We start from the raw sequence: 20,590 nt of genomic DNA on the forward strand, positions 1-20,590 counted from the left end.
CCGTTCAATACGACGCTCATAGGATAATACGCTTTTAGTTCTGCACTGGGTGTGGCTGGGATTCTAGGTATTCGCGGAGTTTGAGCGCTGCCGTGGCGCCTTCACCGGCTGCCGATGCAATTTGCATAGTCGCACCGCTGCGTATGTCTCCGGCTGCAAACACACCTGGCATCTGCGTCTGCATATGCTGATCAGTCAGAATGAAGCCAATTTCATCGAGCTTGACTTCTGATTTCTGCAGGAACTGTGAGTTTGGTGACAAGCCGACAAAAACAAATACGCCATCGGTCGGAAACTCTACTGTAGCGCCAGCTTCGTCACTACCCACCACTTTTGTAACTTTATTATCTTCACCAGCAATCTCTTCTGTTTTAGTACCGAGATGTACCGTAATTTTGCCGGCGTCAACGTATTGCTGCAAATCTTTCTTCAATACATCGCTGGCTTTGATAGTCGAGCGAACCAGCAGGTCAATGTGTGATGCAAAGCGAGTTAGAAAAATAGCTTCTTGTACCGCTGAATTACCGCCGCCGACAACGACCAAGCGCTTATCCCTATAAAAGGCACCGTCACAGGTAGCACAGTAATGGACGCCGCGCGCATAATATTCCAGTTCGCCGGGTACGTCGATTTTCTTATAATCACTACCGGTAGCGATTAGCACCGCTCGCGCACGCATGTCACCGCTGGTTGTTTCTAGACGCTTGTAGGTACCCTCGTTAACGATCCGCGTTACTTCACCAAGTTCAATGACAGCACCGAAGCGTTCAGCCTGTTCTTGCAGGTTGGTTGCCAGTTTCAGCCCTTCGATACCCGTTTGGAAGCCAGGATAGTTATCAATCATGTCAGTTACAGCAGCCAGCCCACCGATAACCCCACGCTCAAAAAGCAGCGTTTCAATATCTTCGCGCGTGGTATAGATCGCTGCCGTCAAGGCCGCTGGCCCGGCGCCAATAATAATGACTTCGTGGGTTGGTATTTCAGTTGTCGTTGCACTGGTTGTTTCTGTCATGCTAGTTGTCCTTTGTTGTAGTTGGTCAAAAAAATACTGTTGTTTCAGTTTACTAGCCGGGATATATCTTAAGCGACAGCCGGAGCCAATTTGGCAAGGTTGAATCCGACTATAACCTCGCGGGAGTTATCGTCTTTCGTTACAACAGTTACTGGAACTGTCAGCGCACCGCTCAGCTCAAGCGCCTCAGCCTGGCGGTCAGGGTATTGATCAATATTGACTTCCTCGTATGCGTGTCCCTTTGCAGCGAGCCATTTTTTGACCATGACACAGTAGGCGCAGGTGTTAGTCGTAAAGATTGTAATATTTTTAGCCATAAGAAGTTTCCTCCATGCACATACATGTGCTTTTTTGTATTATACCGTACTTCGTACAGTATATATAGCGTTTATGCTATACACAATACGCTACATGTTGTGTTTTTTTCCAATATTCCCTCGATTTACGCGTCGATTTGTACCAGCTCTATATCGAACACGAGATCAGCATCAGCCGGTATACCTGAGCCGGGAGGAGGCGTCGAGCCGTATGCCTGAGCTGCCGGTATCAGCAGACGGCGTACACCGCCGACTTTCATACCTGGGACGCCGTCAGTCCAGCCCTTGATAACTTGATGCAGCCCGAATGATATTGGACGACCAAACTCTTTGGAGCTTTGAAAAACAACTCCGGTTGCAGCAACGGCACCGGTGTAGTGAGCCGTGATGGTTGCGCCTGGCTGTACTTCATCGCCGGAACCTTCGCGTATATCAATTTTTGTGAGTTCAGCTACGTGATCGATGGGGGTGAAATTATCCATGTGTGTCTCCTTAATCAAATTTATATATGGGCTACAGAACGGATTACTGGGCTACCTTTTGTAGCGTAATATCAAACACCAGGTCAGAATTGGCTGGAATACTTCCGGTTGCCTGCTCACCGTACGCCTGAGCAGCTGGAATGACCAAACGGCGCTTGCCACCTTCTTTCATACCAATCATGCCGGTTTGCCAGCCTGGTATCACTTCACTGAGCTTCCTCGTAAACGGCTGGCCTGCATCGAGTGAACTCTCAAAAATAGTACCGTCCTTGGCGAGGGCGCCGGTATAATCAGCAGTGATAGTATTGTCAACGGAAGTGATTTCAGCACCCGTTCCTGGCGTGAGGTCCGTTGATTGGATTTCAGTTACTGACGCTACTGGCGTAAATCCGGCAAGTTTCGTACCTTGTAGCTTGCCTGCTTGAGGCTTCTGATCTGTTACTGCCGTATTAGCCGTCTGTTTCTTTTGATTATTCTCTTGTATGATCTGTGCGATGACAACAACCGTCAGCGCTATCGATGTTACAAAAAATAATATGGCACCACTGAGCGCAAATGCCCGGTCCCGTACTTCCTTAAAATCAGCCACTGTGCTCCCCTTTCTTACATTGTTACTACATCTATCGTTACCCTAACTGCAGACAATTCTACCATATCACTCCCCTATCATTCTATGGGCTGACGGTCAGCCGGTCTTCAAACGATCGTTTTAGGCTGCGATATCAAACTCTTTGAGCTTTTTGTCGCGAGCTTTGCCGCTGCTGTACTGCTGTAGTTCAAGTAGTTTTGCATAGACGCCACCTGACTGAGCTAGTTCAGCTGGAGAGCCGGATTCATCAACCGTACCGCCTTTGATCGTTACAATCTGGTCAACATGCTGTATGGTACTGAGCCGGTGGGCAATGATGATCGTCGTGCGATGTTCCATCAGCCGCTCCAAGGCTTCCTGTACCAGCAACTCACTTTGGCTATCAAGGCTGCTGGTCGCTTCATCGAGCACCAGGATGGGCGCGTCTTTCAGAATTGCGCGAGCTATAGCAATGCGCTGTTTCTGACCGCCGCTCAGTCGGAGACCACGCTCACCAATTTCTGTCTTATATCCGTCAGCTAGTTTCTCGATAAATTTATGGGCATTTGCTGCTTTGGCGGCTGCAATTATTTGATCGTTGCTCGCTTCTGGATTGCCGTACGCGATGTTTTCCTGAATCGTACCACTAAACAGCGCCGGCTCCTGAAATACGACGGCAACCGACGCCCGCAGGCTGGACTGAGTAACATGTTTGATATCCTGGCCGTCAACCGATACTATGCCGTCATCTGCCGTATACAGCCCAAGCAAGATACTTGAAATCGTTGTTTTGCCTTCGCCGCTCTGGCCAACCAAAGCGACTTTGCTATTGGGCTGTACCTTGAAACTTACGTTTTGTAGCACCGGTACACCGTCTTTATAGGCGAAGTTAACCTTATCAAACGTCACGGCAGCCCGGTCGACCTGCAATTGTTTCGCATCATCGCTATCAATCCGCTCGAGTGGTTCGTCCATAACTTCAAAATAATCCCGGCTATTACTTATAGCGCGCTGCGTCTGATCGACAAGATAGCTGATACTAAACAGCGGTATGCGGATAAGCTGCATGTATTGTATGAGCAGCACCATAACGGCGATGCTATAGGTACCACGGGCAGTTTCGACGAATATATAGGCATAGAGCGCAAAACTGATTACCGCCAGCACGCTACGTCGGAATATATCCTGCTTATGCCAGTACTTACTCTGTGGGTTGGTGGTTTTGACAACCCGGCGCATAAGACGGTCGAAGTAGCCCAGCTCCAGTTCCTCACGGACAAAACTTTTGACAACCTTGATTTGACTGACCCCCTCAGCAAACCGTCCGCTGGCCACATCAAGATCGGTATTGATAGACTTCTGGTATTCCTGCCAGGTGCTGCTGGAGCGTGCCGTCAGCCAGATAAATACTGGGTAGAGTGAAGCCAGCATCAACGCCACCGGCCAGGCAAAGTACGCCACGATCGCCAGTGTGAAAACTGTGCTGAATATAAACTGCAAGAAGTTGTTGCTCAATGTCTGCGTATAGGATGTAATCTGGTCAATACCGCGGCTCATGCGGTTGATAATCTTGCCGGACAATTCGCGGTCAAAGTAGTGCTGCGGCAGTCCGAGAATATGCGCATAATATTTCTGGCTGAGTAGCCGGCGCTGCTTGGCAGCCAGTAAATCGCCGAAGTACCCGCCGACATTACTAAAGATAGTCTGGGCGATATCTGTCAGGAATATCAATGCCGCAATGATAGCTACGTACCGGACATTTGCGTTTTGTACGCCGCCCGCTTCAGTTATCTGATCGATTGCCGCTTTGGTCAATAATGGTGTCAACTGAGAAAGAATAGCAATCAAGATTGTGAAAACTGAAACAGCAATATAATAGCGCTTCAGCTCGCTAGTAAAGCTAATAATTCGCCATATACTTTTCATCGTTATCTACAGTATAGCGGTGACAGGGTAAGTCATGAAACAAAATACTTTGCTTATGGCACAAATTGTTCTATAACTGTATGCATGTCTCCGGGACCGTCCCGTGATGACACGCACCTCAGAGGAGTTACACATGTCCACGAAGAGTGACCGCGAGAGCAATGCACTGCTCATCGGCTGTATCGTCGGTATTGCTTCACCGATGCTGTACGCCCCGCTTCTGAAGTGGATCGTACCAGGAATGCCCTGGTTCGGTGCAGCAAGTGCAACGACCACCGCGCTCATTCTGTCAGCCGTGACAGGTCTATGGGCTGGGCGTATGCAGTTGAGGGAATGGACCGACTTGTTCGGGCGCCGTACCGATATAGCTAGCGATCAGCCTAAACAAGATCGTCAGAGCACGGTGATCGCTTGGCTGTTCGTGATGACGGCGTCCGCAGCTCTGATCGGACTGGGTCTGATTTGGACTCCAGCAATGCCGTTCGCGGTCCTGCTAACTGTGCTGCTGTTCGTGACCCCGATCCTGTTGGGATTCCTGCGCGGATCGATCGAGGAAGCCGAGAGGGCTACGATCGAGAAGCATCTGAAGCCTGTCAAGCCAAGCGCTCGTCTCGCCAAGATCATTCCACCGGCTGAGACGATCAGAGTAGATGTACACAGACATCCTGTGTACATCTCTCCCTACGTTCTGCTCATGCTAGCGGCCTTGGTCGCTGCGCATCTGATCGGACGTGCCGTCGACAACGTGGTGGTATCCCTTGCAATACTAGGGACCGCTACAGCCTTCACGTCATGGAAGGTCTTGGGCTGGTACCGGACCCGTCTGGTCATCACGCTCTGGCGATATCTGGAGATCAGCGGAATACTTCGGACGAAGTCGCCTGGCTCTGCTGTCAAGACTTTCACCGATCTCACAGTCTACGTCCCGTTCTGGTCACATGTCTTGGCTGGAATGCGAATCATCTCCGTTCCGTATGGAGATCTCAGAGTGGAGACACCGGGGCAGGAACAGGGCATAACCCTTGTGAAAGGAGTACCGGGAGTAACACCCATCAACCTGATCCTGGTCAGCGAAGCCTTCGCCCCGGCTCAGGTCGAGAAAGTCGATGATGCAGAAGATGACCCGATCGACGAGCTCGAGCATGATGCCGTCGAACCGGAGGAACCAACTTCAGAGTCCGCACCTGATACATGGCCTTTCCCTCCAACGAAGGAGTAACTACCTACGTGGTGCGAACGGTCCTGGTGGCGAAGATTTTTGAGTCCCTTCGGGATTCTCATCGCCATCAGGACCACGCACAACTTTATCCTAGAACCACATTACACTCGTACAGCGCCAAACCTATCGGCTGCTGCCTGGGCAACGCCATCGAGTAGAACGCTCACTTCTTTATCGGTCATCGTTTTATCAAATGAGGCAATACTTATCCTAAAGGTAACTTGCTTGTTCTCGGCATCATCTGAGCGCTGATAGATATCAAGCGGTGTTAGCATAAAATTCATCTTAGCGGACGGCTGCCGGGCATGAAGTGACTGGTATATCACGTCGTGGAGCGGCTGATATTGCTGCCCAGCGGAGACGCGCAGGCTGATGTCCTGTGAAACTTTAGGAAAACGTGACTGAGTAACGTAACGTGTTCGGCTCTCAGAGCTCAGACTGTCTGTAGCGAGTTCAAATCCAGCACTGTAGCGCGGCAGTTTGAAAGCCTTCTGGACGCTCAGCTTATATTCACCGACAATCCCGACAATCTCATCATTTTGAATGAGGACAGCTGAGCGAGAAGCGTCAAACGGCGCTGCCAATTGTTCCAGCAATGTACCGTTCCCATTTGTTACTTGGCTAAGCGGTTGGAGCATCAAAGACACTTCGTCGGCTTGAGTTAGCGCCGACAAGTATTTACGTGCTTGGTAATAGGCTGCGCCGCTGTATGATTTCTGAGCTTTTTTGTCATCGGCTACAAAGACACAGGCTAAGCGGTTGGATTCTTTTGGCAAACTATCTTCATCCGTTTCACCGACGGCGTGTACTTTCCCTATTTCAAAAATTGCGAATGCGTCATAGCCGGATTTGATATTGGCATGAACTTTGTCGAGTAAGCTCGGCGTCAGGCTGAGACGGTAATACTGCAGATCAGGGCTGAGAGCATTGCTGAGTTTGTATGCAAATGCTTTGTTTTGTTCTGATTTATCGATCGTATTGCCGTGAACAAAACTATATGACAGCACCTCATTGGCACCGGCTGCCTTGAGTACATTTCTAATATAATATTGTTTTTCAAACGGCATGCATTTGTGGGCTGGCATCAATGCTCGAAGCGGTAGGTCGAGAGGAAGACGGTCATACCCATACAGGCGACCTATTTCCTCGACAATATCTTCCGGAATCTCGATGTCAGTACGCCAAAATGGCGCCCGGACAGTTAGGACATTGTCTGACAGCTGTACATCGAATTCGACTGCTTGCAGTAAGCCTGCCATGTCTTCACCACTGAGCTGGACGCCTAACCGTTCGGTGACAAATGCGGTCGGTATGGTCACGTCAGGATACAAAGCTTTGTTTTCCATCACCCTAGACTCAAGATGATTATCATCCACCAGCTCGCCTGCCACGCGGCCGCCAGCAATCTGCTGCAAGCCCTCGATGATGTGGCCGAGCACCGCTAGGTTCTGCAACGGGCTTTGGCCTTTGTTGAAGCGAGTGACGGCGTCGCTGAATAGCCCATGTGCCATGGAGGTTCGGCGAATTGAATACATATCGAAGCTAGCGCATTCCAGAATGATATTGCGGGTTGAGGCGTCAACTTCCGTATCAGCGCCGCCCATGACGCCGCCGAGTCCAATAGCTCTGCCAGCACTAGTAATCAAGATGGCTTCACTGCGTGGTTCAATCGTTTTGCCGTTTAGCAGCTTCAGTGTCTCTCCAGTATTTGGCTGGCGAATAACGATAGTTGCGTGATCCGCTCCTTCGTCCTGAGCCACGACTTTGTCATAGTCATAGGCATGCAGCGGTTGCCCCGTGAGCAGCATGTGATAATTCGTCAAATCAACGACATTGTTGATCGGACGCATGCCGAGGCGAGACAGCTCGACTTGCAGCCACACTGGACTTGGCCCAACTGTAATGCCAGACATCGGCACAGCTACAAAGCGCGGTACCAGACCCGGCACTTCATTGCGAATGTCGATACGCAGACTACTATCTGCAGATGTATCTACAGGTGCATCAGCAAGGTACCAGGCGGGACTGGTGTACTTCTGACCTTGTATGCCAGCAATCTCACGGGCTACGCCGAGAATCCCAAAGCAATCCGGACGATGCGTAAACATTTTATTTTCCATATCGATAACGACGTCATCCCGCAGGCCGTATTTATCAGCAAACATCGTGCCGGGAGCAACCTCTTCGTCGATTTCGAGTATACCGTCATGATTGTCCCCCAAGGCAAGTTCCTGAGGACTGGCCAACATGCCGTGGCTGACTTCACCGCGCAGTTCGCGGACTGATAGGACAAATGGATCAGTGTCGTAACTGCTGGGCACGGTAGATCCTGGCGGCAACCATGCGACTAACATGCCAGCCCGTACATTGGGGGCACCGCATACCACCTGCACATAGCCATTACCGTCTCGCTTGACATCGGGTGTATTACTACTGTTGTCAAGGCTTATGTTCGCTCGGGTGTTAAATCCGTCATCAATGGTGCAAATACTGAGGTGGTCAGAGTTTTCGTGCTTACGGCAATCAACAATACGAACGATAATGACGTCAGCATATTTTTTGCCGATGGCAACGACCTCTTCGACTGCTGCTAGCTGTGCACCGATTCGCTCTACGAGCACTTCTACGCCGTCCAGGGCTGGATCACCGGCGCAACCATAACGTTCATTAAATGCTCGGATAGCATTAACACTTATTTTCATGATTTTGGCTCATCAATTCGCTTAGTAATCGTATCCATCGTACCTAAAAACTCTTTTTCCAGATCGATGCCATAATGATTGGCAATCACAAATAGAGACCATAGACAATCAGCCAGTTCATGGCCGAGCTTGGCGTCGACGTCACTGATACCGCGCAGATTTTCTTTGGCCATAACCAGCTTCATGAGATCGCCGAAGTCACCGCCGAATCCCATAGCGTAATCGCGGATGCGCCAGGCTTCAAGGCCGTTTTTGGCATTTGATTCTTCATATTTCTGTCGAATCTCTTCGGCGCGCCGCATCAAATCTTGTATGTCACTCATGAAAATTGCCTCAAAAAATCTAATTTACCTGATTCAAAATGCCGGACATCCTCGATATTATATTTCATCATGACCAGCCGTTCGATGCCGCCGCCCCAGGCAAAGCCGGTGTATACAGTCGGGTCGATCCCGGCTTCGCGCAGTACGTTCGGATGAATCATACCGCAGCCGAGCAGCTCGATCCAGCCGGACTGGCTGCAGATACTACAGCCTTGCTTGTTGCAGAACGGGCAGCTCATGGCAAATTCAAATGACGGTTCGGTAAATGGGAAATAGAATGGCTGTGTCTTGATGTCGAGTTCTTTTTGGTAATAAGCTTGCAGAAAGGTTTTGAGTGTTGCCATCAGATGGCCGACGTGGACGCCTTTGTCGACATAGATGCCTTCGTACTGATAAAACGTATGCTCATGCCTGGCATCCAGGTCTTCATTGCGAAATACGCGGTCCGGAATCACGACAGCAATCGGCTGACCGCTGCGCAAACCGTCAGCGTACTCGCGTAGTATACGGTGCTGCATGGTGCTGGTATGAGCCGGCGCGATCAGCCGCTTGCCGTTGCCGTCAGTTTGTTCGGTCATAAATGTGTCGTAGTCATCGCGAGCCGGATGGCCTTCCGGGAAATTGAGCGCACCGAACATATGATAGTCATCGTCTATTTCCCGCGATTCGGACGCAGTAAATCCCATGCGGTAAAAGATGTCGAGCATAATCTGACGTTCGCGCATCAGCGGGTGCGCCGAGCCAACTTCACTGCTTAGCAGATGTGGCCGACAATCCGCCGGTACATTCATATCAAACGGCGCAGTGACATCGATCGGTGGCAATGCTTCGGCCTGCTCCTGCTGCGCCGAGACAAGCGCCTGCAGCTCCTGCTTCAGCTGGTTTAATTCTTTGCCGAACGAACCGCGCTCTTCCGGCGCAAGCGTTGCAATCTCGCCGTACAGTGCTCGAAGCTCAACTGCCTTCAATATATCTTCCTTGACTGCGAGTGTCTGAAAACGGTCATGTAGCAAAGCGGCTGTTTCAGCGATTTTCAGATTTTGATAGGTCATAGGTAGATACAAGTATAGCAGTCCGCGGCCGACCTGGCACGCCAAATATGGCCGCAGAACAGACTTACAACATAGTATTTAGATCAGCGTCAAGCGAGCTATCGTCAAGGCCGCTATCGAGCTGGCTGCCCGATTGGTCTAGGCTCTTGCCTGTCGCCGTCAGATCGGCTTGCGTCTGAATAGTCTCCGGCGCCGTGGTAGCCGCAGGGATTTGACTGGTAGTATCAAGTTTATTCATGCTGACTACTTTGTAGCCGACGCCCGCGATGACAGCCACCAAAAGCAGTCCGACAAGCACGCCGACAGCCCCAAAACCAGCTTGGTTTATTCTAGAACGGTTCATTCGGTTGTCTCCTTTGGTTCAACGGTTGTACTGCCGGCTGGCGCTGCAGTCTGTTTGGCCGTCATGAGAGCAACAAGCACTGCCTTGACTGACGTTCGGTACGATTGCAGAGCGGTCCGAGCGTTTTTAACTGCTTCTTTGACGACTGCGACGGAGGCGGCAGGGTCAGACACCGTGCAGTCTATATCGACACTGACTGCCGACAGCGCTTCGACTGCGGCCGTTGCCTGTGATTTTTCGGTTACTGCAGCTGCGGCCAGCGAGTCGTACGATGGCACGGTTAGCTGCTTCTCAGTTTGATAGTCTTGCAGCTTGGTCAGTGTCGTGTCGTATTTTGCCAAATGATTTTTGGCATTTCGGCTGTAGTTTACGATTTTTTTGTTGAGATTAGCTTCGCGGGCCTGGCAGGCTTTTTGGCGGACTGCCAAGGTTTTTTCTGATTTCTTTTCTTGTCGGTCAGCTTGAACTTTCTTCTGGGCGCGCTGCCGAAGGTCTTCGACCTTTCCAGTTGTATTTTGTTTGTCTGCTTCAGTTTCAGTTCCGGATTCAGCCGACGGTTGGCTACTCTCCGAAATTACTGCCATGTCGGCTGTATCATCGCCGCCGCTATTCATGCCACGGGCTGATGCCGGTACGACTGCCAGCATACCTGCGGCCAGCACCGACACGAGCGTCATGCCTATTTGAATTTTTATACGCATTATCAAATACCTTTCGTTGTTCTATTATCAATAATTTCAGCTTATTCCAATAAGCTTATGTTTGCAACATCGCCGGGAGAGACTACAATAAGATTATGCCAAGTTTCTCTTTTGACGCAGTATCCGAATATGACAAAGCCGAGATGAATAATGTCTTCGATCAAACCGAACGCGAACTAACAAGCCGCTACGATTTCAAGGGAACACCAGCTGCTATCGAATGGCTGAACGGCGACAAGACTGGTTTGAAAATTACCGGTGCCGGCGATTGGCAGATTGATACCATACTAGACATCGTTCGTAAAAAGCTCGCGGCTCGCGGCCAAAGCCAAAAAATTCTCGATTTATCGAAAGAAGTTGTCGAAAGCAACCTCAAAGCCACCAAAGAAGTTCCATTTATAAAAGGCCTGGATCAGGAAAAAGCCAAGAAGGTCTCGGCCCTCATCCGCGAGCACTATCCAAAGGCCAAGCCGCAGATTCAAGGTGACCTAGTCCGCGTTACCAGCGCTAGCAAAGACGATCTCCAAAACGTTATGCAGCTTTTGCGCTCGCAGGACTTCGACTTTGCCATTAGTTTTACTAATTACCGCTAGCGGCTTCCTCTTCTCGCGAAATAGCTACAAACACCCAATAATCATCCTACTAGATCTACATAATAACGAGTGCAGTAGCGTATACTGGAAACCATATGCAAGATAGCGAAATTCCTGTCGAAACAGATCTTCCTTCAGATGTTTTGAGCAATGATACTATTGGTCAGCCGACCATGTTCGAAGCAGCCGCAGCTGTACTGGCTGCAAATGACCGCGGCGGCCTATACACTGTTCCCGGCGCAAAATTATACCCACATCAGTGGTTGTGGGACAGCTGTTTTACGGCTATTGGACTACGTCATATCGATAGTGAACGCGCACAAACCGAAATTCTGAGTCTACTACGCGGCCAATGGTCGAACGGTATGGTACCAAACATCATTTTTAATGACGATAAAAAATACGCTACCGACCGCAACGCCTGGCGCAGCTGGGTCAGTCCCTATTCACCAGACAAGGTTGCGACGAGCGGTATCACCCAGCCACCGATGATCGCAGAAGCTGTCACACGTATCGGCGAACTGATGACCAGTTCTGAGCGGCAAGCATGGTACAAAGAAGTCTGGCCAGCACTTCTGGCATATCATACTTGGCTATACAATGACCGCGACCCGCACAACGAAGGTCTTGTCTTACTTATACATCCTTGGGAGGCCGGTATGGACAATACACCGCCGTGGATGGCGTACCTGCACCAGCATCAGCTGCCCGGCTGGATTCGGGCACTTGAAAAGCTCAAGCTACTCGGTATTGTCGGTAAATTCCGTAGAGACACTCAGACGATACCAATGGACGAGCGCTTTGAAACAATCGAAATCCTGGCGCTATTTGACACACAGCGTCGGCTGCGACGCAAAGCATACAATATCGACAAGATCATGGACCATTCGCTTTTCCTCATCGAGGACCTGGCATTTAACTCAATGTTTGTCCGGGCCAACCAACAGCTTCGTGGCATCGCAAAAGCCTTGGGTCGTCAGGTTCCCACGGATCTAGCGACCCGGATGACAAAGACTGAAGCCGCACTGGAACAATTATGGGACTCGGACAGTAAGCAATATTATTCAAGGGATTTCATAACTCATAATCTTATGAAAGAGACGAGCGTCGCAGCATTACTGCCGCTGTATTCAGGCTGCATATCAGCGGAACGTGCCGAACAACTTGTAAAACTGATTGAAAATGACAATCTATACGGTCCAGCCTTCCCGTTGCCATCAACGGCTGTTGGATCGAAATGGTTTCAGCCCATGCGGTACTGGCAGGGCCCATCATGGATGAATATTAACTGGATGGTTATCGATGGTCTGGAGCGCTATGGCTATCACGATCACGCATCAGCGCTGCGTGACATGTCGCTAGAAATGGTCGGCAAGTCTGGCTTCGCTGAATATTTTGACCCGATCACCGGCGAACCGCTCGGCACTGATAATTTCAGCTGGACGGCGGCTCTGGCAATTGACTTGCTACACCAGGAATCTACCAAACAAAACGGCTGAGCGCTATTGAGCCTGAATCTCGAAACCTACACCTTGAGTGGCAACCTGCGGGGCGGCCCCAAAATTATTTCATCAAAGATGAAAAATTTTAGGGGCGGACAGATTGACGAGGCTCATGGGTAGGTTTTGAGATTCAGGTGTTTAAAGGTTGAGCACGGCTGGTTTAGTCAGCGCGCACCTCGATAAGTTTTGGAGCTTCCTCAGCTTCTGCGACTGTTTTGTCAGCCAGTTTCTGTACTTTTGTGAGCTTACTCTCAATCGTGCGCGACTTGCGTGATGCATCCTCGATCGTATTCGTTGCTTGCAACAATTTTTCATGTGTCTTGTCGAGCAGATCGCCGAATTTACCGAACTCACCTTTGATGCCAGTTAGCAGTTCCCAGACTTCGCTGGTTTGTTCGGCTATGGCCAGTGTGCGGAAACCAAGCTGGTAGCTGCTGAGGATAGCAGCAATCGTCGTCGGACCGGCCACCGTGACACGGTAGGTTGACTGCAGCATTTCAAACAGTCCTGGCGTACGCAGCACTTCGGCGTACATGCTCTCGATGGGTACATACAGCACGGCAAAATCAGTCGTTTTGGGCGGCACAATATATTTCTCTTTGATGCTTTTCGCCTCGGCCTTGATACGGCCGATCAAAGCCTTTTGCTCGATAGCTGCTTGCAACAAATCGCCTTTTTCCTCGGCTGCAACTAAGCGCTGATAATCTTCGAGCGGGAACTTCGCATCAATCGGTAAATATATAAATCCTTTGCTGTTACTTTTGTCAGGCAGCTTAATACAGAAATCGACGGCGTCACGGCTGCCATCACGGACTGTAACCTGTTTTTCATAATGGTCTTTGATGAAAACCTGTTCCAATAAATTTTCCAGCTGTACTTCTCCCCAGGTTCCACGTGTCTTGACGTTGGTCAGCACCCGTTTGAAATCACTGACATCGGTTGCCAGGTTTTGCATTTCACCAAGTCCCTTATGCACTTGCTCCAAGCGGTCGCTTACCAGCTTGAATGATTCACCAAGCCGCTTTTCCAGTGTGCTTTGCAGTTTTTCATCAACTGTTGCACGCATTTTTTCCAGTTTTTCGGCGTTATCCTTTTGCAGCGATTCAAGCCGGCCTTCAACAGTCCGGCGGATCTGCTCCAGCTTTTCGTCGTTTTTATCGCGCATTTGTTCCAACCGTTTGTCGAGCGCTTCGCGTGTTTGATATATACCGTTGCTAACTTCCGTCCGCAAATCTTTACTAGATGCTGCGTATTCTTGACGGCTGCGAGCAAATTCCTGCGCCATCGTCTGAGTCAGATTACGGGTAACGGCTCCATCAATCCCGCCAGCGCGGCGCGTCGCCATATAGAGCAATCCAAGCAAATTTATGACACCGAGTACCACCAGAACATATTCCATATACTATCAGTATACCCTACCCCGTTTATGTTTATTCAAGTAGCTGGGTAATCACAAACATAGACACGACGCCAAGTATCGTCAAGCCGATGGTTTTGTACGACGAATGTTTACTGTGGGCTTCCGGCAATATTTCGCTTGCACCAATGTATAGCAAAAATCCAGCGAAAAAGCCAAGGTACCAGATAAGTGCCGTATCTGACAAATGGAAGAAAAACGTTGATACTGCACCTAGTATCGGAGCTACCGCATCCAAAAACAAAAACTTTATCGCCCGGCGCTTGCCATTTTTGTGGGTCAGCATTAGCGCCACTGTGTTCAGCCCATCAGAGAAGTCATGTGCCAGCACAGCGATTGCCACAGCAATACCGACAGTAGCGTCAATCTGAAACCCAAGCCCGATACCAACTCCATCGAGGAAGCTGTGTCCGCTTAGTGCCAGTGCCGATGCCATGCCAACCTGCGGGTGGTGGTGTTCGCCGTATTCTGTTTCATGCGAATGATGAATAAGAATACTCTTTTCGATAATATGAAACGCCAGGAAGCCGACAACCAGCGCAATCATCGGACCTGTAGCCGATATATTCTGCTCTTGCATGGCGTCGAATATTTCCGGCAGCAGGTCAAAAGCGACGACACCGATAATAACACCGGCCGTATAGCCCAGTAGCCGATGCAGATTATCCTTGTGACGCAGTGCCGTCAAACCGCCGAGTAAAGTCGAACAGAATGCTGCGACAGCGAGTAGTATGACAATCATTTTAAAACATACCTCATGTTAGCTATTGTCATACAGCAACAATTTAATTGCAAATTTGTTGCAATTAAAGCCTAAAGTGCAACCCACCAAAAAGACCCGGTAAAAACCGGGTCTTGGTTGGAAGCCTCACACTTCCTATATTTAGCTTATGCCGATACATGCGTTTTATCAAGTCCTCATAGTACATACACCCGCCTAGTTTTTATTGTCAGAGAAAATCTTTTATTATAAGAGTTGCATGCAAACAACAAAGCTACGTTTCAAAGACCGCTTCTGGCACAAATTACTCGGTCGCCCCTACCGGCTGCATGTGATTGATCATGGCGGAGATAAACCTGTCATAGTCTTATTGCATGGGCTTGGATCATCATCGGCCAACTGGCACGAACTAACACCCTTGCTCAAAGCGTCGTATCGCTGCATCACGATCGATCTGCTCGGTTTCGGTTCCTCCCCAAAACCGCAATGGGTATCTTACAGTATGGAGGACCATATCCGCTCTATCCAGGCGACACTGAACGCCCTCCATTTACATCAGCCATATATACTGCTCGGCCATTCACTAGGGAGCCTTCTCGCAACGCGCTATGCCCGTCATCATGCCAACTATATACGTCGGCTCATACTACTGAGCCCGCCGGTGTACGCGCCGATTGATACTATTAAAAACAGATCGGCCCGACAGCGTACTTCCATATATCTGCGAGCATATAGATTTCTTCGAACGCATCACCGGGCTACCCCAGAAAATATGGCCCGCTTAGGTAATCTCCTGCCGCACGTCAATCCATTTGCCATCACCCGTGATACCTGGACGCCCTTTGTTCGTTCGTTGGAGCAGTGCATTGAAAACCAAACGCTCATTGCCGATATCAAGGATGTATCTGTGCCAATTGATATTTATTACGGTATTTTTGATGAGGTTGTCGTACCATATAACGTCAAACAACTCGCCAAGATCCGCGACGTCGAACTGCATCCACTCCGCGTCAACCATGTCGTCGGCAAACGCTATGCTAAATCAGTCGCAACGGCGCTTCTAAAACAGGCTTAGTAGCGTAAACAGCTCCGACTACTTATATTGATTGCTGGCATTGCAGCCCGCGGCATTTTTGCTCCCGAACAATACACTGCGTATCGCAGCACTATGAATAAACGTCACTAATATTACTACGCCTGAGACTTTATTCAGAGAGTCATTAACGTTATAATATGTAGTATTAGCACGTAACGAAAGGGGGTAATTTTTGAAAAATCCTAAATCTAACGGGCAGGAAATCACAATCGACATGAGAGAGGTACTCGCGTCGTAGTTTCGTAACCTTAGACGTTTGCCTGCCTTAAGTAGGTCAAATACCTTAGCCGCTTCTCCTCTCGAGGAACAAAGAAGCGGCTTTTGTTATATCAAGTACATGCTCGATGCAGACAATCTAACGTCTGGCTAGCTGCCAAACCCGGTAATTATAGTGCTAAAACGAGTATCAACGGTTGCTGCTACTCGTTTCTGTTCTATCTGTTCTAGAGCCATAAAAGTCGTGCCAGCGACTAATTCCGCGACATGGGGGTATATCGTCGAAGGATCAAGCTCAAACTGATAAGCACCGACTAGTCCATCGATTGTCGGTGCTGTCTCGTAATATGCTGTCGCTGCTTCGTTTAGCCGTTCGTAGGCATCAATATAGCCGTCGTGGGTTTTAATAACCTGTAGATCCTTTGCAGATGAAATGTTTGGCTCCGATCTAAATAATATCCGCGCAACTGAACCCGCAAATAAATAAGCTCGGTTCGTTGTTTCATATGCCGAAGGACTAAACTCACCATTGTTTACAATACATGAGAGCGTCGTAAGGTATTGCCTTACATCTGAAGGCGTTTGCGGGCCTGTAGGCAGTACGAAATTCGGCGGTGGTCCATCAATATTAATCTGCGCATTCAAACCGTTCATTAACGGCGTCATGGATTGCTCAGCTAATCTTTCAAGAGTATGAAACGTAATATCGCCGTATGCTTCAGGGTCACTACATTCGAACATTTGAGAAAACTATAAACTATATAAATTTCTGTGTCAAGTTTTTATCATAATACGCTTAACTGCGTAACTGTTCGATCTTCGTCTATGACCTCAGTGTCATCGTCTCCGATATCGAGCTCGAGTGTTTTGATGGTCGGCAGTGCCCGATTAGTAATACCTTGGAGATCGCCGTACATGCCAATGGTGTTGTCAATAACTGCTCGGATGGCTTTTTCCTGGCGCGCCCATTTGAGCGCACTCGATCTTTTTTCACGTTCAATTTCATCTTGGAGAACAGTATAATTCTCAATAATCGCTTCGACTCTATGCCGAAACTCTGGGCCCACCAGGAATTGGTAGAGGGCTTCCATTTTAGCGTCTTTACCGGCATTCATCTTGTTGGCGCTATCGACATGCAGGATAGTAATACGCAGTGCCGCAGCAAGACGCGTCGCCAGCTTCGGTGAGACCACCCAGACATTGCCTTCAATATTCTTAAGGTCGCCAATTTCGCTCGGCGTTTCCTGCGATACTATTACGCCAATGCTGGCATTCGCACCGCGAATATCGGCTTTGAATTTTGCAATCCAGGCCGGCTGCCACTTACCGTTTTTGGTTTCCCACAGCAAAATGCCGCAGGCAGTACCGCCAGGATTTTTGACATGTTGCTTCACGTCAGCACCGCGAACTCCCTTTTTGACTTCTTCAATTTCATCATAAGGGAATTCTTCCCGCAACCGGTTTTCGAGATCCAGTTCAAGCACCTCACCTTGATTTTGCTGCGAACCTTGGGCGGCTTTGCGCTGAGCGTCTTCAAGCGCTTTTTGTGTATCGGCCAGCTTCTTTTCGCTTTCGGCAATCTTGAGGCGGTATTTTTCATCAGATGTGCGGGCTACTTCTTCGCGGATTTTCCCCTCTTCAGCGGCTAATTTTTTCTGTGCTTCAAGTTCAGCATTCTCGCGGGCTTTCTTTTCTCCGCGCAGGCTCTGCATCAACTCCCCGAGCTGCGTGCGAAGCTGTTTGTTTGACTGTTTTTCGCTCTCGGCGTCTTCACGGAGAGACTGTACCAGCATCTCTTGATCGGCCAGAGATTTCTTCTGGGCACTCAACACTTCGCTTTCCAGCTTTTTGCGGGCCATTTCAAGCTCTGCCTCAGCTTCTTTCTTCAGCAATTCTTTTTCGCCTGCCAGCTGCTTGCGCGTTAGCAGGGTTGCAGCGTCACGTTCACGCTTTGCTATGGCTTCGACTTCACTACGGACGCGCGCTAGCTCCAGCTCGTGTTTCTTATGCTCGGTTGCACGTACCTGAGCCTCAATCTGTCCCTGCATCGCAGCGTTGACTTCTATAGTCTCCCCACAAGTTGTACATATGATCGTATTCATTATTATCCCTCTATACACTCATTATAGCGTGCGGGCAGTCAGACGCGCGACGTAGTACCTACAACGGACTAGCTAAATATTAGGTCTTCATAGATGTCAGTAAATATCTTATGCTCATAAAAACTAGAATTATAATGGGCTTTTGTAATGTTCTGTTTTTGGCGGCCAACGAGGAAAGTAGCTGGCACAAGCAGTAGATCGCCGTCAACTTTTGTCTGCGGATAACCCATAGTGAAAGCCGATTTTAGCCAATATGGGATATCCAGGATGCTTTTGACGGCTGCTTTGGCGGAACCACTGACACCATACTGATCATAAATCTGACGGTCTGGATCTGCCACAATTGAATAGGGCGGCGGCAATTGTTGACGGTCATAAATGTTTTTTTTGATATTTTCAGCGCTTGATTGCACGAAAGCAATTACTTCGCAGCCGCTCTTTTTGAGCATTGGATACTCCAATGTCAGGCGGTGAAGCGTTAGATTGCACAGTGGACAGCCGGAGTAGCGCAAGAACACTAGCAACACGAAGCCGTCCTTGTATTCAGTCAACCTCACCTCATTCCCTAAAACGTCGGTAGTTTTGAAGACTGGTGCTGCATCCCCTGCTCGAATTTCTGGCCGCATCATTGTATCTCACTATTTTTTGTATAGTTTACCCATTTCTATTGTACGCTACTAATCTGAGATGCCACTGGCAATATTAAGAGTCAAGGTTGAGTGGTGGCTCAGCTTACTTCACTCACGTCATGGGGCAATAATACCGCGTATACGCTTAACATCACAATTAAAACTTGAGCAAAACATACGGTTTTTGTAACGCCACGACAGCGCGCGCTTTTTTGGGATGAGTTTTGATCAGATGTGTGTGCTGATGCGCGACAGAGCGCTGGCCGCTGCCGAAGCCGCGGGCGTAGATGTTATAACCCTGTGCTTCGTATTCACCGAGAATGTTCATAATATCGAGCTTGGCTTCGTCGCTCAGTTCTTGCAACGATGTAACGTGTTTCCGCGGTATAACGAGCAAGTGGTCGACGACATTGCGCATTTCCCAGACATCATACGACACCCGATTTGGCATAACATATACATGCTCGGTCATGCGTTCAGAACGACCGATAAGATCATCTTCACAAAATGAGCACACGGCCGGTTTCGGAAAACTTTTATATTGTTGATGGGTTTTGCGGTAATGAAACACTAATATGTAGTATCACACATCAAACATGAGCATGAAACTCATAAATTAATTTTACTGCGGGTATTAGCTTTAATCATTTCATCGCTACTAGTTACCTGCGAAAGATTATCTGTGAAAGATATTACTTCGTGTATATGTGGATGGAAGTAAAGTAATACAGAACAGTAAGGAGGTAACGATGGCAGACGACAATCAGAGCAAACCACAAGATCAATTCACGATGCAGGATCCGACCAAGCAGTATCCTAAACCAGATTATCCGGAGCAGCCCCAGGATGCACCTGGCCTCGCCGGTGAGATGACTCCTAGGCCCGACCACGGCGAAAACACTTATCAAGGCTTTGGCAGACTAAAGGGCCGCCGGGCAATCGTAACAGGCGGAGACAGCGGTATCGGCAGAGCGGTGGCCATTGCCTATGCCCGCGAAGGCGCAGACGTGCTCATAGCATACTTACCTGAAGAGGAAGCTGACGCTCGTGAAGTCATCGAGCAAATTGAAAAAGCCGGACGTAAGGCCGTTGGCTACGCTGCGGATCTCAGTATCGAAGCAAACTGCCGGGAACTTATCGACAAGGCCGTACAGGAACTCGGCGGCATCGATATCTTGGTCAATAATGCCGGCAAGCAAGTTGCTGTCGAACAGCTGAGCGATATATCGACGGAACAGCTGACCAAGACGTATGCTACCAACGTCTTTGCAATGTTCTGGCTCTGCAAGGCTGCCCTGCCGCATTTGCCGGCCGGGGCAACTATCATTAATACCACTTCAATCCAGGCATACCAGCCCTCGCCAACATTGCTTGATTACGCGTCGACCAAAGCCGCTATCGCTAACTTTACGCATGGATTCGCGCAGCAAGTCATCAGTAAAGGCATTCGTGTGAACGGTGTGGCGCCAGGACCAATCTGGACGCCTCTGCAGCCAAGCGGTGGCCAGCCCCAGGACAAAATCCCGAGCTTTGGTGAGCAGGCACCGATTGGCCGGGCTGGTCAACCAGCCGAGCTAGCACCGATCTACGTCTTCCTGGCCAGCCAAGAGTCTAGCTACATTACCGGGGAAATTATGGGCGTAACAGGTGGTCAGCACTTACCATAACC

21 protein-coding genes are annotated in these 20,590 nt (G+C 49.3%); 5 read left to right on the plus strand and 16 right to left on the minus strand.

Features of this window, described 5'->3' with window-relative positions:
- Window positions 1-34: 34 nt before the first annotated feature.
- The 5 genes from VF575_02195 to VF575_02215 form a co-directional block, all read right to left on the minus strand.
- Window positions 35-1,012, minus strand: a complete 978-nt coding sequence (locus tag VF575_02195) for an FAD-dependent oxidoreductase (protein ID HEX8182390.1) — start codon at window positions 1,010-1,012, stop codon at window positions 35-37.
- A 68-nt stretch (window positions 1,013-1,080) separates the two neighbouring features.
- Window positions 1,081-1,329, minus strand: a complete 249-nt coding sequence (locus tag VF575_02200; GenBank protein HEX8182391.1) for a glutaredoxin family protein — start codon at window positions 1,327-1,329, stop codon at window positions 1,081-1,083.
- 125 nt (window positions 1,330-1,454) lie between these two features.
- On the minus strand, window positions 1,455-1,811 hold the full coding sequence (locus tag VF575_02205) for an FKBP-type peptidyl-prolyl cis-trans isomerase (GenBank protein HEX8182392.1): 357 nt from the start codon (window positions 1,809-1,811) through the stop codon (window positions 1,455-1,457).
- 43 nt (window positions 1,812-1,854) lie between these two features.
- Window positions 1,855-2,400 carry an FKBP-type peptidyl-prolyl cis-trans isomerase gene (locus VF575_02210; protein ID HEX8182393.1) on the minus strand — a complete coding sequence of 182 codons (546 nt, stop codon included), beginning with the start codon at window positions 2,398-2,400 and terminating at the stop codon, window positions 1,855-1,857.
- 120 nt (window positions 2,401-2,520) lie between these two features.
- A complete protein-coding gene (locus VF575_02215) occupies window positions 2,521-4,305 on the minus strand; it encodes an ABC transporter ATP-binding protein (GenBank protein ID HEX8182394.1) in 1,785 nt (594 codons plus the stop codon).
- Between the two features lie 133 nt (window positions 4,306-4,438).
- On the opposite strand from VF575_02215, the gene VF575_02220 reads away from it, so the two are divergent.
- Entirely contained in the window at window positions 4,439-5,524 is a 1,086-nt protein-coding gene (locus VF575_02220) for a hypothetical protein (GenBank protein ID HEX8182395.1), read from the plus strand.
- Between the two features lie 101 nt (window positions 5,525-5,625).
- Here the strand turns inward: VF575_02220 and pheT are convergent, their stop codons facing one another.
- The 5 genes from pheT to VF575_02245 form a co-directional block, all read right to left on the minus strand.
- Window positions 5,626-8,226 carry a phenylalanine--tRNA ligase subunit beta gene (pheT, locus tag VF575_02225; GenBank protein HEX8182396.1) on the minus strand — a complete coding sequence of 867 codons (2,601 nt, stop codon included), beginning with the start codon at window positions 8,224-8,226 and terminating at the stop codon, window positions 5,626-5,628.
- Window positions 8,223-8,549: a hypothetical protein gene (locus tag VF575_02230; GenBank protein HEX8182397.1), complete on the minus strand. Its 327-nt coding sequence runs from the start codon at window positions 8,547-8,549 to the stop codon at window positions 8,223-8,225. The genes pheT and VF575_02230 overlap by 4 nt, the downstream gene beginning before the upstream one ends.
- Entirely contained in the window at window positions 8,546-9,601 is a 1,056-nt protein-coding gene (locus VF575_02235; GenBank protein ID HEX8182398.1) for a phenylalanine--tRNA ligase subunit alpha, read from the minus strand. Before VF575_02235 ends, VF575_02230 begins: the two co-directional genes overlap by 4 nt.
- 64 nt (window positions 9,602-9,665) lie before the next feature.
- Window positions 9,666-9,944, minus strand: coding sequence for a hypothetical protein (locus VF575_02240; protein ID HEX8182399.1), 279 nt, complete (start codon window positions 9,942-9,944; stop codon window positions 9,666-9,668).
- The gene (locus tag VF575_02245) at window positions 9,941-10,645 is read right to left on the minus strand and encodes a hypothetical protein (GenBank protein ID HEX8182400.1); all 705 of its coding nucleotides are present in this window, start codon (window positions 10,643-10,645) and stop codon (window positions 9,941-9,943) included. Before VF575_02245 ends, VF575_02240 begins: the two co-directional genes overlap by 4 nt.
- A gap of 95 nt (window positions 10,646-10,740) precedes the next feature.
- Here VF575_02245 and VF575_02250 point away from each other — a divergent pair, with 95 nt between their 5' ends.
- Together VF575_02250 and VF575_02255 are read left to right on the plus strand one after the other, a co-directional pair.
- On the plus strand, window positions 10,741-11,238 hold the full coding sequence (locus tag VF575_02250; GenBank protein ID HEX8182401.1) for a YajQ family cyclic di-GMP-binding protein: 498 nt from the start codon (window positions 10,741-10,743) through the stop codon (window positions 11,236-11,238).
- A gap of 95 nt (window positions 11,239-11,333) precedes the next feature.
- A complete protein-coding gene (locus tag VF575_02255; GenBank protein HEX8182402.1) occupies window positions 11,334-12,737 on the plus strand; it encodes a trehalase family glycosidase in 1,404 nt (467 codons plus the stop codon).
- A gap of 163 nt (window positions 12,738-12,900) precedes the next feature.
- Here VF575_02255 and rmuC read toward each other — a convergent pair whose 3' ends face one another.
- Together rmuC and VF575_02265 are read right to left on the minus strand one after the other, a co-directional pair.
- Window positions 12,901-14,139: a DNA recombination protein RmuC gene (gene rmuC, locus VF575_02260; GenBank protein HEX8182403.1), complete on the minus strand. Its 1,239-nt coding sequence runs from the start codon at window positions 14,137-14,139 to the stop codon at window positions 12,901-12,903.
- A gap of 31 nt (window positions 14,140-14,170) precedes the next feature.
- Entirely contained in the window at window positions 14,171-14,899 is a 729-nt protein-coding gene (locus tag VF575_02265) for a ZIP family metal transporter (GenBank protein ID HEX8182404.1), read from the minus strand.
- A 238-nt stretch (window positions 14,900-15,137) separates the two neighbouring features.
- Here VF575_02265 and VF575_02270 point away from each other — a divergent pair, with 238 nt between their 5' ends.
- Window positions 15,138-15,953 (plus strand): alpha/beta fold hydrolase, encoded by an 816-nt coding sequence (locus VF575_02270; protein ID HEX8182405.1) that lies wholly within the window; start codon window positions 15,138-15,140, stop codon window positions 15,951-15,953.
- 387 nt (window positions 15,954-16,340) lie between these two features.
- Here VF575_02270 and VF575_02275 read toward each other — a convergent pair whose 3' ends face one another.
- The 4 genes from VF575_02275 to VF575_02290 form a co-directional block, all read right to left on the minus strand.
- Window positions 16,341-16,931 (minus strand): hypothetical protein, encoded by a 591-nt coding sequence (locus VF575_02275; protein HEX8182406.1) that lies wholly within the window; start codon window positions 16,929-16,931, stop codon window positions 16,341-16,343.
- Between the two features lie 44 nt (window positions 16,932-16,975).
- The gene (locus tag VF575_02280) at window positions 16,976-18,292 is read right to left on the minus strand and encodes a DUF2130 domain-containing protein (protein ID HEX8182407.1); all 1,317 of its coding nucleotides are present in this window, start codon (window positions 18,290-18,292) and stop codon (window positions 16,976-16,978) included.
- Between the two features lie 68 nt (window positions 18,293-18,360).
- Window positions 18,361-18,921: a peroxiredoxin-like family protein gene (locus tag VF575_02285; protein HEX8182408.1), complete on the minus strand. Its 561-nt coding sequence runs from the start codon at window positions 18,919-18,921 to the stop codon at window positions 18,361-18,363.
- 157 nt (window positions 18,922-19,078) lie between these two features.
- The gene (locus VF575_02290; GenBank protein HEX8182409.1) at window positions 19,079-19,372 is read right to left on the minus strand and encodes an HIT domain-containing protein; all 294 of its coding nucleotides are present in this window, start codon (window positions 19,370-19,372) and stop codon (window positions 19,079-19,081) included.
- A 298-nt stretch (window positions 19,373-19,670) separates the two neighbouring features.
- On the opposite strand from VF575_02290, the gene VF575_02295 reads away from it, so the two are divergent.
- Window positions 19,671-20,588, plus strand: coding sequence for an SDR family oxidoreductase (locus tag VF575_02295; GenBank protein HEX8182410.1), 918 nt, complete (start codon window positions 19,671-19,673; stop codon window positions 20,586-20,588).
- The last annotated feature ends 2 nt before the right edge of the window (window positions 20,589-20,590 follow it).

The sequence above is a fragment of the Candidatus Saccharimonadales bacterium genome (assembly GCA_036388415.1).
In the GTDB taxonomy this organism is placed as follows: domain Bacteria; phylum Patescibacteriota; class Saccharimonadia; order Saccharimonadales; family UBA4665; genus UBA4665.